This is a genomic window from Pseudomonas sp. CFBP 13727, assembly GCF_014841915.1.
Taxonomy (GTDB): domain Bacteria; phylum Pseudomonadota; class Gammaproteobacteria; order Pseudomonadales; family Pseudomonadaceae; genus Aquipseudomonas; species Aquipseudomonas baltica.
The window spans coordinates 349,819-364,211 of the sequence record NZ_JACYUT010000002.1 but is presented as its reverse complement, the minus strand read 5'-3'; the positions used below and the strand labels follow the sequence as shown (position 1 = coordinate 364,211).

The window sequence follows — 14,393 nt, the reverse complement described above, 5'->3', positions numbered from 1 at the left end:
ATGAGCCTTTCCGATAAAGACCTCGTTGCCTTGTTCGAAGGCCTGGATACGCCAGGGGTTTCCGACGCGATGGACAAGCTAGGCCTTCCAGGCCAAGCCTTTGGTGTCGCACCACTGGCCAACTACAGCCAGGTTGTGGTCGGCCCAGCCTTCACCGTTCAGTACGTGAGTGCGAGCACTCCGCCCGGCACTGTCGGTGACTTCATCGATGACGTAGCACCAGGTGACGTTGTGGTCATTGCCAACGAAGGCCGTACCGATTGCACGGTGTGGGGCGACATCATGACCCAGTACGCCTTGGCCCGCGGTATCGCCGGCACGGTCATAGACGGTGTCTGTCGCGATGTGAATAAAGCACTGGGCGAAGGGTATCCATTGTTCAGCAAAGGTCGCTTCATGCGTACCGGCAAAGACCGCGTTGAAGTCGTGACCGTGAACCAGCCGGTGTCCGTTGGCCAAGCGCGGGTCTGTGCCCGCGACATCGTTGTCGCTGACGCCAATGGCGTCGTCGTCGTCCCGCGCGGTCGTGCCCAGGAAGTCGCCGAAACGGCACGGCGCATCGAACACGTTGAAGCGCAAATCCGCGAACAAATCGCCACTGGCAAGAGCCTTAAGGAAGCCCGCGACGCCCTCGGTTACCACTCCCTGCAGAGCAAACAGCCATGAGCCTTCCACACGATTATCAGAACATTGCTAAGGTCCTCGGCAGCTCCACCCTGTACGAGGCCTCTGGGTTGCCGTGCGCCGTGGACCGCGAGATTCGCGCTGTCTGGAAAGGCGCTTTCATTGCTGCACCGGCGTACCCGCTGCAGTGCTCGCCAGGTGACAACCTGGGCCTGCACATAGCCGTGGCGAACGCGCCACGCGGTAGCGTCCTGGTTTGTGACACCGCTGATTTCGTTGCCGGCTACTGGGGGGAGGTACTCACCGTGGCGGCTGAAACCGCTGGTATTGTTGGCTTGGTAATCAATGGCGGCGTGCGCGACATCGCCGCGCTTGAAGCGCACGGCTTCCCGGTTTTTGCTCGGGGTATCTCCGTTAAAGGTACCGTCAAGGCGACCACGCCATCCGTAGGCAAACCGTTCGACTTCAGTGGTGCGCAGGTCAGCGCCGGCGACTTAGTGGTCGCGGATGAGGATGGTGTGATCATCATCCCCGCCGAAGCGGTTGAGCGCACATTGCGCGAAGGCCAGAAGCGCGCCGATAAAGAGGCTGTGTTCATGGCCAAACTGCGTGAAGGCAAGACCACCATGGACCTGATGGGCCTTTCCCTCCCGGAGGAGCACGCGTGAGCCTGGAAACGCTGAACCGTCGGCTGGAGGCTGCCAAGCCTTCGGCGACTTACAAAATCATCGACCGCGTCGCTGCGCGTCGTGCCGAAGGGGCGAAGATCATCTCACTCTGTGCCGGTGAGCCTGACTTCGATACTCCGGAGCACATCCGTACCGCAGCCATCAGTGCGATCAATAATGGCCACACCCGCTACACCCAGGTGGCCGGTCTTCGCGCGCTGCGTGAAGCCATCGCCCGTAAGTACCAGCGCGAGAACTGCCTCGACGTGAGCTGGCAAGACACCCTGGTCTGCAGTGGTGGCAAGCAGGTCATTTTCAATGCCTTGGCCGCGACCCTCAACGAAGGCGATGAGGTAGTAATCCCTGCGCCGTATTGGGTCAGCTACCCAGAAATGGTTGAGTTGTGCGGCGGCGAGTCGCGGATCGTTGCCTGTGGCGCCGAGTCGAGCTTCAAGCTCACACCGCAGGCGCTGGCTGGAGCTATCGGGCCGAAGACTCGTTGGCTGATCTTGAATTCGCCTTCCAACCCCACGGGCGCTGTGTACGATCGAGCCGAGCTGAAAGCCCTGGCTGAAGTGTTGCTCGATCATCCGCAAGTGCTGATTTTGGCGGACGACATCTACGAGCACCTGATCTTCGACGGGCGTGATTTCCTCACGCTCGCCCAAGTTGAGCCTCGACTGGCTGCACGAACGCTGACCATGAACGGCGTATCGAAGGCCTACGCCATGACTGGCTGGCGGATCGGGTTTGCCACTGGGCCTCGCTGGTTGCTCGAAGCGATGGAAAAGTTGCAGGGCCAGCAGACCTCGGGCGCCTGTTCCATCTCGCAGCATGCGGCAGTCGCTGCTCTGGACGGTCCGAAAGACTTCATCGCCCACAGCCGTGAAGTGTTCCAGCGGCGTCGAAATTTCATGGTCGAGCTACTCAACCAGGCGCAGGGCATCAGTTGCGAAGTTCCAGGCGGGGCCTTCTACGCCTTTGCCGATTGTTCCGGCCTGATCGGGAAGCGCTCGCCGGGCGGCAGTGATCTAGTTGACGACGAAGCGGTCGCTTTGGCACTACTTGAAGAGGCCAACGTGGCCGTCGTACAAGGTAGTGCGTTTGGACTTCCAGGCTACCTTCGTATTGCCTACGCTCTGGATGATGAGTCGCTGCGTGCGGCTTGCGGGGCAATTCACCGCTTCTGCAATGACGCAAGGTAGAGGCACCTCACGCTATGGCCGTCGTTCGGGATCGGTAGCGTCGGCCATGGCTGCCAACAGCAAATCGAATTGCGCTCGCTATTAGCCACTGTCAGCTATGGATGGCGTTAACAGTCACCCGCGAACGTCTGCTATTGGCCGAAAGCAGCCCTTTCCGCACGGAGTCATCGACCGCCAGTGATTTACACCATTCGCAGCCTTGCTCCAAACGACAGCTGATACCCTCAGAGATCTCTCACCTCAAACATCTGCCGCACGCCGTAAGAACAGCACTCTCGAAGCAAACACCTACCCCATGCGGATAAGGCTATCAACTGGATCGACATCTTCGAAGCTCTGAAAGCGGGACCGACGGCTGTTATCGAACGCATTCCAGAGACGCTCCACCAAACGCCCGACAGGGGATCTGGATGTTGCTGATCGACGACCTACTGACCATCACGCACAACCCGCCCCACGCCACCCTCCTTGAACCCCGGCACCAGCAAAACATCATTCAGAACGCAGCAATCCGACCCGCCCCCATCAGCGGACAGACCTGCACGGCTCGCTCGGCCAATAGGTTGCGCAGAGCATGCATTTGTCCGATGCGCTCGTCCAACAAAGCAATTTTCTCTGCAAATAACTGAGCCAGCAGATCGGTGGAAGCTTCCTGGCTGGTCCATAGCAACGGCAGATTTTCGCCGATCTCCTTCAACGAAAATCCCAAGTGCTGCGCCAGCTTGATATACCCAACCAGTTGCAGCGTCTGCTCGGCATAAAACCGATAGCCGTTGGCAGCACGACCCGGCTTGATCAAGCCTTTCTCTTCATAGAACCTCAGGGTATCGACTGACACGCCTGCCTTCGCTGCCACTTCTCCGATCTTCACCCGTCAATTCTCCGTTTGACTCTGGACCTAACTCCAGGCTTTAGCCTGCGGGCTCCAACTGTGAGGGGTGAATATGATCAGCGTAAATAGAAATCTACAGATCGTTCGGGCCAGTGCTGTCTACGATCTTGTGGTCACTGCGGGCTTCATGACGCCTTGGACGGCATTGCTGGTTTTTGAAGGATTCGCAGCGCTGTCCGCTGCGCTGGCATTGGACCGAACGGTCCCCACGCTGGACATTACCGCGATGCTATTCGCCAATTTGCTGGGCAGCATCGTGGTGGTCTGGTCGATATGGCGGCTGGTGCAACCCAGCCGCAGCGTTGGTTTGTATGACACACTGGCGAGAGTGCTGTTCGCTGCCTGGCAGCTGTTTGCAGTAGCTCACGGCGCCAGTTTTCTGATTCTGGGCTTCACGGTTTTCGAAGTGGCCTTTGCCATTGCGCAACTGCTGCCGACACACAATCCACGAGCGGTTCAAACGCAGGCAAGCCCTGAGGGTTCTGGTCTTGGTGCGCGGTAGACGAAAGTCTCGCTATGGCGTCACCCGCAAGAGCTTCGCATCGACCCCATCGGTCAGCACGTAGATCGACCCATCGGGAGCTCCTTTGACGTCGCGCATGCGCTCGTCCAGTTCGCCCAGCAGCAGTTGCTGACCGACGATCTGCTGGCCGTTACGCACAACGCGGCGCACGGCACGCTCCTTGAGTGCCGGGACCAGCAAGTCGCCTTGCCATTGGGGAAACAGCGGACCGTCGTAAATGGCCAAGCCAGCGGGTGCAATCGACGGTGTCCACTCCAGGAGTGCGTTCTGGTAGCCAGGCAAACGGGTGAATGGCGTTATTTTCGCAAACGGGTAGTCGATACCGCCCGTGACGATGGGCCAGCCGTAGTTGGCGCCCGGCACGATGCGGTTGACCTCGTCGCCGCCGCGCGCGCCATGCTCGGTGATCAGCAAATCGCCTGTGGTGGGATCGACGGCGATGCCCTGCACATTGCGGTGGCCAAGGCTGTAGATTTCCGGGGCGACGCCAGCTTGGCCGATGAAAGGGTTATCCGCCGGCGGGCGGCCCTCGCGGTCGATTCTGACCAGGGTGCCCAGATCGTTCGCAGGATTCTGCGCTTCTTCTCGCCGCTCGCTGCCGTCGCCCAGCGCAAGCACCAGGGTCTGGTCGCGAAGAAAGGCAATGCGCCCGCCGTTGTTGCCGGCGCGAGGCTTGAGCGTGGAGCTGAACAGCACGCGTACGTCGTCGAGCCGATCATTCGCCAACGTGGCACGCACAAGGCGCGTGCCGTTTGCACCGGTTTCTCCATAGGCCATGGTCAGGTAAAGCCAACCGTTGTGTTCGAACTGCGGATCCAGCGCGACCTCCATCAATCCCGCGGTACCGCCCTGCTGAAAGATGGGCGGCAGCCCGTCGAGCTTGATCTGCGCAGACGCGCCATCGGCAGCGATGGCGAGGAGCCGCCCTTGCATCTCTGTGACCAGGACGCGGCCGTCTGGAAGAAACGCCACCGACCATGGGCGGTTCAGGCCCGTCGCGACGGTCTGGACCTTGTAGCTGGCGGAATCTACCCTCGCTGGCGTATCGCCGGTGCCAGGGGCCATGGCGAAGAACAACATGGCGGGCGCAGCGATGAGAACCGCCACCACACCCGCCTGACGCCACTCCCCTCCTCGGCTCGACGAACGAGCAGTCATGACCGAAGGCGCGCTCAGACGCGCATAAAGCCACCCGCCAACGATCCCCGTCAGCGACATCAGCACATGGCCAACCGCCGTGCGGGTGCCCGGCAATGCGGGCATCGGAATCACCGAGCGCATCAGCCAGAAGACGAAACCCAGCCCACATACGCTGGCCGTGATGAAAACGAGCCTGCGCCAGGAAGCTGGGGTGAAACGCAGCACCCAATGGCCTGCCAACACCGCGAAAGACAGCGCCAAAAAGGCTATGCCGGCCATGACTGGAGCAAACCGCGCAAGGTCTTCGAGCGTGGTCCAGAGTCGAACCGACAAGGTCACCGGCGCGCCGAGGCGAATCAGTTCGGCGAGGTTGAGCTGAGTCTGCACGACGCTGGCAATGGCACCCGTCGCCAGCGCGGCGACGAGCAATGCCCTTATGTAGTGGATCGCGGCCTTCATTCGATGCGTTCTCTGCCTGGCTTTCAATGCTTGGAGATTAACCGCAAACACTGCACGCCAGCACTCAAAAACCAGCCTACCCGCGGCCCTTCGCCCGATCGGCCTGAGTCCGCCCGTCATACCCCCAATCGGTTGCCGGATGCTCCTTTACAACGATGTAGGTCGCCGGGTGAAGGTCCGGCAGGGCCCGTCGGAGCAACGACATGGCACTTGCGATAAACGCAGTTTTTTTCTCTTCCGAGTTCGTCCCGGCGGTCACGCTGACCTCGAGATGCGCCGCCGCCGGCTGTTCATCAGCGCCGACGGTCCAGCGATGTGCCCCCGGCACTTCAATCAGCACCGAGGTAAGGTCCCGGCGTTTGCCCAGGGCGTTGGCGATCAGGTCAGTCATTTCGGTGCACAGCTGGCGGCCATGGTCGAGAGACGGCTCGTGCGACAGCGTAAGTCTGGCAAAAGGCATTTTCGTTCTCCTGGCGGTGATGGAGATCGAAGTCTATTTGAGAAAAACGAAACTATACTCAAGACTTTCCACACCCCAGGTTTGAGTTTTCCTCATGATTGCGGACATTCCCTCCCCGTTGCTTCGCACCTTCGTGGCGGTGGTCGATGGTGGCTCGCTGGCCGCGGCGGCCACGCGCATTGCGCGCAGTGAGTCGGCGCTCAGCCTGCAGATCGCCCGTCTTGAAGGCATCGTGCGCCAGCCGCTGTTCGACAGGGATGGCCGGGGCTTGCGGCTCAACACTGCCGGGGGGCTTTTGCTGGGCCATGCGCGCTCGATCCTGGGTCGCATAGACGCCGCACGTGCGGAGCTTGCGCCGGACACCGCGGCGCCGGTTCGACTCGGTGTCGTGCAGGATTTCGTGGCAGGGGTATTGCGCCCCACGCTTGCGGACGTCCTCGCCGCGACCCCCGATGCTGCTTTTTCAATTGTCGTGGCCAGCACGGCAGAACTGCTGCAGGCCATAGGCGAGGACCGCATCGACGCCGCCTTGTGTGCGGGTGAGCCGTTTGGCGGCAGCGTGGTCACCCGGCTTCCCATGAAGTGGTTCGGCCACCCGGATCTGCTGCTCAGTGACGTGGTACCGCTGGTGGGCATCACCCTGCCCTGCCCGTTTCTGCTGGCCGCGCAGCGGGTGCTGGACGCCGCCGGGCGTCCGTGGCGCATGGTGCTGACCACGCCGAGTCTCGATGGCGTACGTGCGGCGGTCGAAGCAGGACTGGGGATTACCTGCCGTACCGAAGCGGGCTTCTGCCGACCGGCGATGGCGGGCACAGCGCTGCCGCCCCTGCCGGAGATCGCCTATTCCATCGTTGAGCGACGTCGGGACGATGCAGGTAACCGCCTGGCCGTCAGCAGAATGCGAGAGCACCTTGAAGCCGTGGCGCATCACTCGTAAAAAAAGCGAATCGTTGTACCTAACAAACGTTAGGTAGCCTATTGACGCGCTCTCAAGAGGCGTCTATGGTCTTTCTACCTAACAAGTGTTAGGTAGACCTCTCTCCAACAGGACCCACCCATGACCGCCAAACTGCAGCTCTTCACGTCTCCCTCGGCTTTCCCCAACCCGCAGCGCCTGCGGTTGTTCATGCACGAAAAGGGCATTGCCGATCAGTTCGATGAAGTCATCTACGACATGGCGCCGGGTGGGCAGCAGCGCGGTTGGCGCCATCTGAACATAAACCCGTGGGGTGAAACGCCGACCTTGCAGTTGGCCGATGGCAGCTACCTGGCGGAAACGGCGGCCATCGCGCGTTACCTCGACCAGTCCTATCCGGGCCGCAAGATCATGGGCGAAAGCGCGCTGGAACAGGGCCTGGACACCATGTGGGACAACCGCATCTGGGTGCATATCCTCTATCGCATCGTCACCGCGTTCCACGTGCTACACACCGGCCTGGGCTTCAAGCTCGAACTGACCAAGAACGAAGCGTGGGGTGAGCACTGTCGCAAGGAGGCGGTGATGCATGCCGCCCTGGTCAATCGTCATCTGGCTGACGGCCGTGAATGGCTGCTCGGCGGTGCCGAGCCGACGTTTGCCGACATCACTTTGGCAACCGCCATCGCCTTCTCCAAGTTCCCGGTCAACGCCACCCCGCTGGACGAGCGTTTCGAGCATCTGGACAGCTACTGGCAGCGCTGGCAGCAAGGGCCAGCCTTCCAGGCGGCCTACGCTGACCGCAGCAGCGGCATACCAGAGCTGGATTCGCCTACCGCGTGATTGTTCGCAACGGGTAGCAATGGCCGAGGCCGCCATCCCCTGGCGGCCTCGGTACGCGTCATGCCGAGCCCTTTTGCTTTAAGATGCCGCGCTTCCCCGAGAACTCGTCCTACGTACGAAAGGCACCCCAATGAGCAGCAACGCCCGCGAGGCCATACTCCTGGCTGCCCGAAACATCGCCCAGTCACAAGGCTACAACGGGCTGAATTTTCGTGACCTGGCCAATGAAGTCGGGATCAAGCCGGCCAGTATCTACTACCACTTTCCGAGCAAGGCCGACCTCGGCGTTGCCGTTGCCCGGCGCTATTGGGAAGACGGTGCGGCTGCGCTGGAAACCATTTCCGAGCAGACCCCCAACCCTGTCGAAGCGCTGCAGCGCTTCCCCGAGATCTTTCGGCGCTCGCTAGAGGCTGACAACCGGCTTTGCCTGGGCAGCTTCGTGGGCGCTGAAACCGATAACCTTCCCCCGGCCATGGCCGAGGAAATCCAGGCTTTCGCGCAGGTGAACATTGCCTGGTTGAGCCGGCTGCTGGTCGAGGCGCACGTGTGCGAACCGGCTGCAAGCGAGGTACGTGCGCGGGCTATCTTTTCGGCAGTGGCCGGCGCTCAACTGGTTGCCAGAAGCCGCTCGGACATCTCGCTGTTCGATACGCTGATCGAGGCCTATCGGGCTTACGGGCCCCTGCCCCCCCGTCAGTAGCCTTCAGGGCCCACTTCCATTACCGCTGCACGCGAAACTGTTTCGGTGACTGCCCCGTACAGCGTTTGAAGAAGCGCGAGAAGTAGGCCGGGTCGGAGAACCCGAGGTTGTCGGACACTTCGGCGATGGTCATGCTGGTGTAGACCAGATCGCGCTTGGCCTCCAGCAGCAATCGCTGATTGATCATCTGCAATGCAGACTGCCCCGCGAGGCGCCGACACAGCGCGTTGAGATGGGCATTGCCGATGCCGAGCGTCGCGGCATAGTGGTCGATAGGCAGGTGTTCACGAAACCGCAGTTCCAGTGTCTTGATGAAGACCTGCAGATAGTCGCGCCCACGATCGACTTGCAAGGTGTCCGACGAGGACAGTGCCTGTTTGCGCCGACTGAGCCAGATCGACAGGATCGTGATCAAGGATTGCAGCATTGCATCGCGGCCCGATTGCTGTTGGTTGTACTCCTGGGCAAGGGCTGAAAACAGCGTGTCCAGATATGCGCGCTCGGCACCGACCGGATAACACACAGCCGTGGTCAGCACCGGGCTGCCGAGCAAGGCGCCGAGCTGATGGGCCAAGGGCAGCGCCAGGCTGAGCACGTGGCCCTGGGTGTCGGCGGAAAACTTGAAGGTGTGCACGCTCAGCGCTGGAACGACCTGCAGCGAAGGAGAATCGACGAGATTGACCTCGTCCTCGACCTTCAACGTGGCCTGCCCTGCCTGCACGTACAACAGTTGCACCAGATCGCTGTGCCGATGGGGTTTTATTTCCCAGCCATGCAGCTTGCTCCGCTCGGGAATCGACTCGCAATGGATCAGGTCTGGCGTCGGCCAGGCCCCGGTTTCGCCGTACAGCTTGAACACCGGAACGGGCGCGGCGAGCGATTTCGACATTGTGTCTTCCCCACTGCAACGATCCGCCGAAAGTCCATGAAATATGCCGGATATTGCCTTCTTATCTCAAGTCTGCTCATCAAAAATACAGGGGACAACAATAAAAATGCACTGCAAGGGGTCACGCCCGCAGTCGCACCTCACAAGGCTGCTCACATGAAAACTCAAGTCGCTATCATCGGTGCCGGTCCGTCCGGCCTTCTGCTCGGCCAACTGTTGCATCGTGCGGGTATCGACAACGTCATCGTCGAACGCAAGGACCCCGACTACATCCTCTCGCGGATTCGTGCCGGTGTGCTCGAGCAAGGCACCGTCGACCTGCTGCGCGAAGCCTCGGTCAGCGCGCGTATGGACGCCGAGGGTCTGGTGCACGATGGGTTCGAACTGGCGTTCGATGGACGCAGTGAACGCATCGACCTCCGCGCACTGACCGGCGGCAAAACGGTGATGGTCTACGGCCAGACCGAAGTCACCCGCGACCTGATGCAGGCCCGGGCCGCCGCCGGCGCGCTGACGGTCTACGAGGCCGACCAGGTTCAGCCCCATGACATGAACAGCGACAGCCCGTACCTGACCTTCCAGCACAACGGCGAGACGGTTCGCCTGGACTGCGACTACATCGCCGGCTGCGATGGCTTTCATGGCGTGTCGCGGCAAGCGATTCCGGCAGAGGCCTTGAGCATCTTCGAACGCACCTACCCCTTCGGATGGCTGGGTATTCTGGCCGACACACCGCCGGTCAACCACGAGTTGATCTACGCCAACCATGAGCGTGGCTTCGCCTTGTGCAGCATGCGTTCGGCAACGCGTACCCGTTACTACCTGCAGGTGGGAGCAGAGGAACAGGTCGAAGACTGGTCCGATCAGCGCTTCTGGGATGAACTGAAGCGTCGCCTGCCCGCGCCTGTCGCAGAGCGGCTGGTGACCGGCCCGTCCATTGAAAAGAGTATCGCGCCGTTACGCAGTTTCGTGGTGGAGCCGATGCAATACGGCCGTTTGTTTCTACTCGGCGATGCCGCCCACATCGTCCCGCCCACGGGAGCCAAAGGCCTGAACCTGGCGGCCAGCGATGTCAGCACCCTGTATCGCATCCTGCTCAAGGTCTATCGCGAAGGGCGTACCGACCTGCTGCAGAAGTACTCGCACATCTGCCTGCGCCGCGTCTGGAAAGCCGAACGGTTCTCCTGGTGGATGACCTCGCTGCTGCACCGTTTTCCCGACACCGATGCCTTCGGTCAGCGTATGCAGCAGACCGAGCTCGACTACTTCGTGGGTTCCCCTGCCGGTCGCCAGACCATCGCCGAGAACTACGTGGGGTTGCCGTATGAAGACATAGAATGAATACGAGCTTCCAGTGCGGTACGGAAACTGCATTGATCTCGCTTTGCCGCCAAGCCAATGACGCCTTTTATGAAACCAAGCGACTTTACCCCAGCCAGACTATCGCCGTCGTTGCTGAGCAAAGCCCTGATAGGCTTCATTGCATTGGTCTGTCTATCCTTGGGTCTGGCGACCGCATGGCAAATGAGCCTGTCCCGGGAAGAACGTCTGGCGGCCGCCAAAGTTGCAGTTTCCAATATCGTTCGCGCCGCCGAACAGCAAGCTCAAGACACAGTGCGGCAGGCTGACAATACCTTGCGTGATCTTGTGGAGCGCGTAGAGCACGACGGGCTTGCCAGCGACGCGCGAGCGCGGTTGGCGAAGCTGATGGCGGCGAACGTGTCGAACGTCGAGGCTGTCCAGGGGCTCTTCATCTTCGATGCCCAGGGCAACTGGATAGTCAACTCGTTCTCCGAGATTCAAACCCACGATAACGGTGATCGTCCTTATTTCATCTATCACCGCGATCACAGTGATACCGCCACGCGAATCGGCTCCATCGTGAAAAGTCGCATCACTGGGGATATGGTCATTCCGATCAGCCGACGTATCAACGGCGCCGACGGCACTTTTGCCGGTGTGGCATTGGCCACGGTGCCCGTTGCCTATTTCCAGACCTTCTTCGAGCGAATGGATGTAGACGACCAAGGCGTTATTTTCCTGGCACTGAACAACGGTGACCTGCTGGCTCGACGCCCCACCTTGACCGCGCTGATGACCACCAACCTTGCCAAGGGCGATATTTTCTCGCGCTATCTGCCCGAGAGTGACAGCGGTATTGCCGTGACCAAGTCTTTGGTGGACGGCGTGGAAAGGATCTATGCCTACCGCCGAGTCACCGGTCTGCCGATCGTCGCGGCTGCGGGTGTCTCATCCCAACACGTATTCGCCCCCTGGTGGGCGTATGCCTATCGGTCGGCGGGGCTGATTGCCCTGATCTGCCTTGCCTTGATAGGGCTCAGTGTCTTGCTCTACAAACAAATCCAGCAACTGATAACGGCGGAAAGCGAGCTGCACAGCGCCCAGAATGAACTGGAGATAATCGCGCAAACCGACAGCCTGACGCAGTTGCCCAATCGACGTTGCTTCGACTTTGCCGTGCGCAAGGAATGGGCGCGAGCCAGCCGCAATCGCTCGACGCTGGCGATCATCCTGTTGGACATCGATTGGTTCAAGCAATACAACGACCAATACGGGCATGTCCGGGGCGATGACTGCCTTATAGAAGTCGCCAATCTGATAGGCAGTGCGGTGCACCGAGCCGGGGATCTGGCGGCACGTTATGGTGGCGAGGAATTCGTGATTCTGCTGCCCGAAACGGATCTTGCCGGCGCGCTCAGCGTTGCCGAAAAGGTCAGGCTGTCCATTTTCAATGCCGGCATAGAGCATTCAGCCAGTGCGCTGGGCAACGTTAGTGTCAGCTTGGGCGTGGTGGCAATCAATGCACCCAAACATGACGCCTATACCGCGGCCCTGAAGGAGGCGGACAGGCTTCTGTATCGTGCCAAAAACCGAGGCAGAAACCGTGTCGAGGCGAACGAGCTGCTGGGTGCCCAAGCAACCGGTGCATACGCCAGCAGCCTGGTGACTTAGGGCATCTGCCCTGGACTATCCCGAGCCTGGGCTGCCGTTCGTCACAGCAGCCTTAGCCCGTCCTCACACCTTGAAGCGTCGCACCACAGCGATCAGATTGGCGTTGGATGCGGCGAGCGCAGACGTGCTCTTCTCGGTCTGCGCGCCTCCTGCCACCAGGTCTTCGACTATCTGCCGCACCGCTACCATGTTGCGATTGACCTCTTCGCTGACGGCGCTCTGCTCTTCAGCTGCGGTGGCTATCTGCGTGCTGAGGTCGTTGATGCACACAACCGATTCGGTCATCGCATCCAAGCCTTCGTTCACCCTGGAGGTCTTGTCGACCGTGGCCTGACAGCGCGCCTTGGTGCTCTCCATCGCCACCACGGCAGCACTGACACCCTGCTGCAGACGGTTGAGCATTTCATTGATTTCCGAGGTGCTGGACTGGGTACGCCCTGCCAAGGCCCTCACTTCATCGGCAACCACTGCAAAACCGCGGCCTTGTTCACCTGCGCGCGCCGCCTCGATCGCAGCGTTGAGCGCGAGTAGATTGGTCTGCCCGGCAATGTCACCAATCACGCCCAGTACAGAATTGATACGCTGGGCATCGTGTTCCATGGCCCTGACCTTGGTAGTGGCGTCTTCCACTTCCGAGATCAGTTCGCGGACACTGCTCGAGGCATCTTCGACCACCACTTTTGAATGCCGGGCCTTCTCGCTCGCCACCTGGGTCATGCTCGCGGTTTGAGCGGCATTGCGGGCGACGTCATCGGCGGTGGAGCTCATCTCGGTGATGGCCGTCACCGCTTGATCGGTTTCATTGGCGTGGCGAGTCAGAATGCTGTTGGTGCCGCGCGACTGTCCGCGTAGCTGCTCGATACCCTCGGCAATCAAAGAAGACGAGTCGGACACTTCACTGATCATTTTCTGCAAATAGACGATGAAACGGTTGATCGAGTGGCCCACTGCGCCAACTTCGTCCTCGGCGCGAATGACGATGCGCTTGGTCAGGTCGGCATCACCGGCCGACAACGTATCGATATTGGTCTTGAGCACCGCCAAACGGTTCATCAGTTGCCTGAGGGCGAACACGATGACCAGCAGCATGATCACCACCATCGGGATCTGCAGCATCGCCAGGGTCGTGAGCACATGGCTGCTTTGCGCCGTCAGCACTTCAGTGGGTTGGGCTACCGCCATCTGCCACGGCGTGCCTTCGACGGGCATCAGGAGCAAGGTGTATTCCTTGCCCTCGCTGCCGATGAACGTCGAACGCGTGGCACCGGGAGTTTTCAGCAGACCCTGCAATGCTGCAGCAAAGGGGTATTGGCCAGCCAGGTCGCCGAGATTCTTCAGTACGTTGTTGCCTGGAATCTCCGGCTGGTTGCTCAGGACTTTGCCGTCGCTCTCGACGATCATCAGTTGCGCGTTGATCTCACGCTCTTTCTGCGCGATCAGCTCATTGAAGAAGCCCAGCGTCACATCGATGGTCGCAACGCCATAGGCGGCGCCGTCCTTGGTAATGGCCATCGCGCAGTTGGTGCGCGGCTCCGGGCTGGCATCGTCCTGGTAGGCCGAGGCCCAGTTGCACTGCCCCGCAGGGGCCTTGAGCCCACCGAGGTACCAGGACTGCTCAAAGTAGTTTTTCGATTCAGGCGAGTTCCAGTGCGTGTTGACTATCAACTTGCCGCTGGCATCGCGGTGATAGAACGTACTGTGCTTGGCCCGGCCCACGGTACGTTTATCGGGAAGCGGCCAGATACCTCCGCCGAATACCTTCGACTCGCCATACTGGTTGACCATGCTGGGCAGCAGGCGGTCGATACTGTCGCTGTCCAGTTGCGCAACCGTCTCGGTAATCACCCGCTGCTGCGCCTGCACCCGGGCCAACTCGCGCTTGATGACGGCACTGATTTCCCCTGCCTCAGTGACCAACTTGCGTTCATCGGTGCTTGTAAGGCTGGGCGTGATGAAGTAATTGACCCCTATCGCCGTCAGCACCGCGACGAGCAGAACGAAGCCTACGAAAGTAGCGGTATAGCGAGTTTGAATGGTGTGCAGCATGAGGGGCGCATCCGCAAGGTGTGGAGTTATTGATCTTGTATAACCTTATCGGCGC

The 14,393-nt window shown here is 60.5% G+C and carries 14 protein-coding genes and 1 pseudogene; 9 read left to right on the top strand and 6 right to left on the bottom strand.

What is annotated here, in order from left to right; translation table 11 throughout:
• Genes IFT76_RS09135 through IFT76_RS09125 form a run of 3 tightly spaced genes read left to right on the top strand, consistent with a single transcriptional unit; the run spans position 1 to position 2,497 of the window.
• On the top strand, positions 1-666 hold the full coding sequence (locus IFT76_RS09135; RefSeq protein WP_192058020.1) for an RraA family protein: 666 nt from the start codon (positions 1-3) through the stop codon (positions 664-666).
• A complete protein-coding gene (locus IFT76_RS09130; protein ID WP_137137783.1) occupies positions 663-1,292 on the top strand; it encodes an RraA family protein in 630 nt (209 codons plus the stop codon). The genes IFT76_RS09135 and IFT76_RS09130 overlap by 4 nt, the downstream gene beginning before the upstream one ends.
• Positions 1,289-2,497 (top strand): aminotransferase class I/II-fold pyridoxal phosphate-dependent enzyme, encoded by a 1,209-nt coding sequence (locus tag IFT76_RS09125; protein ID WP_192058018.1) that lies wholly within the window; start codon positions 1,289-1,291, stop codon positions 2,495-2,497. The genes IFT76_RS09130 and IFT76_RS09125 overlap by 4 nt, the downstream gene beginning before the upstream one ends.
• Before the next feature lie 496 nt (positions 2,498-2,993).
• Here the strand turns inward: IFT76_RS09125 and IFT76_RS09120 are convergent, their stop codons facing one another.
• The gene (locus IFT76_RS09120; protein WP_192058017.1) at positions 2,994-3,368 is read right to left on the bottom strand and encodes a MerR family transcriptional regulator; all 375 of its coding nucleotides are present in this window, start codon (positions 3,366-3,368) and stop codon (positions 2,994-2,996) included.
• 73 nt (positions 3,369-3,441) lie between these two features.
• Between IFT76_RS09120 and IFT76_RS09115 the strand changes: the two genes are divergently transcribed.
• Positions 3,442-3,891, top strand: coding sequence for a hypothetical protein (locus IFT76_RS09115; RefSeq protein WP_192058015.1), 450 nt, complete (start codon positions 3,442-3,444; stop codon positions 3,889-3,891).
• 12 nt (positions 3,892-3,903) lie between these two features.
• Here IFT76_RS09115 and IFT76_RS20815 read toward each other — a convergent pair whose 3' ends face one another.
• Positions 3,904-5,631 (bottom strand): PQQ-dependent sugar dehydrogenase, encoded by a 1,728-nt coding sequence (locus IFT76_RS20815; RefSeq protein ID WP_244647917.1) that lies wholly within the window; start codon positions 5,629-5,631, stop codon positions 3,904-3,906.
• A complete protein-coding gene (locus IFT76_RS09105) occupies positions 5,588-5,971 on the bottom strand; it encodes a tautomerase family protein (RefSeq protein WP_192058013.1) in 384 nt (127 codons plus the stop codon). The genes IFT76_RS20815 and IFT76_RS09105 overlap by 44 nt, the downstream gene beginning before the upstream one ends.
• Before the next feature lie 94 nt (positions 5,972-6,065).
• Between IFT76_RS09105 and IFT76_RS09100 the strand changes: the two genes are divergently transcribed.
• The 3 genes from IFT76_RS09100 to IFT76_RS09090 all read left to right on the top strand — a co-directional run bounded on the left by IFT76_RS09100 (position 6,066) and on the right by IFT76_RS09090 (position 8,430).
• Entirely contained in the window at positions 6,066-6,908 is an 843-nt protein-coding gene (locus IFT76_RS09100; RefSeq protein ID WP_192058011.1) for a LysR family transcriptional regulator, read from the top strand.
• 120 nt (positions 6,909-7,028) lie between these two features.
• Positions 7,029-7,730, top strand: coding sequence for a glutathione S-transferase family protein (locus IFT76_RS09095; protein ID WP_192058010.1), 702 nt, complete (start codon positions 7,029-7,031; stop codon positions 7,728-7,730).
• Positions 7,731-7,860: 130 nt separating this feature from the next.
• Positions 7,861-8,430, top strand: coding sequence for a TetR/AcrR family transcriptional regulator (locus IFT76_RS09090; RefSeq protein ID WP_192058008.1), 570 nt, complete (start codon positions 7,861-7,863; stop codon positions 8,428-8,430).
• Between the two features lie 19 nt (positions 8,431-8,449).
• Here IFT76_RS09090 and IFT76_RS09085 read toward each other — a convergent pair whose 3' ends face one another.
• On the bottom strand, positions 8,450-9,319 hold the full coding sequence (locus IFT76_RS09085) for a helix-turn-helix domain-containing protein (RefSeq protein ID WP_185794381.1): 870 nt from the start codon (positions 9,317-9,319) through the stop codon (positions 8,450-8,452).
• Between the two features lie 156 nt (positions 9,320-9,475).
• Here IFT76_RS09085 and pobA point away from each other — a divergent pair, with 156 nt between their 5' ends.
• Positions 9,476-10,660 (top strand): 4-hydroxybenzoate 3-monooxygenase, encoded by a 1,185-nt coding sequence (gene pobA / locus IFT76_RS09080; protein WP_192058006.1) that lies wholly within the window; start codon positions 9,476-9,478, stop codon positions 10,658-10,660.
• 69 nt (positions 10,661-10,729) lie between these two features.
• Entirely contained in the window at positions 10,730-12,292 is a 1,563-nt protein-coding gene (locus tag IFT76_RS09075) for a sensor domain-containing diguanylate cyclase (RefSeq protein WP_192058004.1), read from the top strand.
• 63 nt (positions 12,293-12,355) lie between these two features.
• On the opposite strand, the gene IFT76_RS20990 is transcribed toward IFT76_RS09075, so the two are convergent.
• Together IFT76_RS20990 and IFT76_RS20985 are read right to left on the bottom strand one after the other, a co-directional pair.
• The gene (locus IFT76_RS20990; protein ID WP_425312007.1) at positions 12,356-13,198 is read right to left on the bottom strand and encodes a methyl-accepting chemotaxis protein; all 843 of its coding nucleotides are present in this window, start codon (positions 13,196-13,198) and stop codon (positions 12,356-12,358) included.
• A 15-nt stretch (positions 13,199-13,213) separates the two neighbouring features.
• Positions 13,214-14,338, bottom strand: a pseudogene (locus IFT76_RS20985) (HAMP domain-containing protein); the annotation flags it as partial.
• Between the last annotated feature and the right edge of the window lie 55 nt (positions 14,339-14,393).

What these genes read in the sequence shown, in the direction of transcription:
- IFT76_RS20815 (WP_244647917.1), bottom strand. Translation starts at nt 5,631, where the DNA reads ATGACGGGCGGACTCAGGCCGATCGGGCGAAGGGCCGCGGGTAGGCTG.
- IFT76_RS09115 (WP_192058015.1), top strand. Translation starts at nt 3,442, where the DNA reads ATGATCAGCGTAAATAGAAATCTACAGATCGTTCGGGCCAGTGCTGTC.
- IFT76_RS09130 (WP_137137783.1), top strand. Translation starts at nt 663, where the DNA reads ATGAGCCTTCCACACGATTATCAGAACATTGCTAAGGTCCTCGGCAGC.
- IFT76_RS09085 (WP_185794381.1), bottom strand. Translation starts at nt 9,319, where the DNA reads ATGTCGAAATCGCTCGCCGCGCCCGTTCCGGTGTTCAAGCTGTACGGC.
- IFT76_RS09075 (WP_192058004.1), top strand. Translation starts at nt 10,730, where the DNA reads ATGAAACCAAGCGACTTTACCCCAGCCAGACTATCGCCGTCGTTGCTG.
- IFT76_RS20990 (WP_425312007.1), bottom strand. Translation starts at nt 13,198, where the DNA reads ATGATCAGTGAAGTGTCCGACTCGTCTTCTTTGATTGCCGAGGGTATC.
- IFT76_RS09100 (WP_192058011.1), top strand. Translation starts at nt 6,066, where the DNA reads ATGATTGCGGACATTCCCTCCCCGTTGCTTCGCACCTTCGTGGCGGTG.
- IFT76_RS09135 (WP_192058020.1), top strand. Translation starts at nt 1, where the DNA reads ATGAGCCTTTCCGATAAAGACCTCGTTGCCTTGTTCGAAGGCCTGGAT.
- pobA (WP_192058006.1), top strand. Translation starts at nt 9,476, where the DNA reads ATGAAAACTCAAGTCGCTATCATCGGTGCCGGTCCGTCCGGCCTTCTG.
- IFT76_RS09090 (WP_192058008.1), top strand. Translation starts at nt 7,861, where the DNA reads ATGAGCAGCAACGCCCGCGAGGCCATACTCCTGGCTGCCCGAAACATC.
- IFT76_RS09105 (WP_192058013.1), bottom strand. Translation starts at nt 5,971, where the DNA reads ATGCCTTTTGCCAGACTTACGCTGTCGCACGAGCCGTCTCTCGACCAT.
- IFT76_RS09095 (WP_192058010.1), top strand. Translation starts at nt 7,029, where the DNA reads ATGACCGCCAAACTGCAGCTCTTCACGTCTCCCTCGGCTTTCCCCAAC.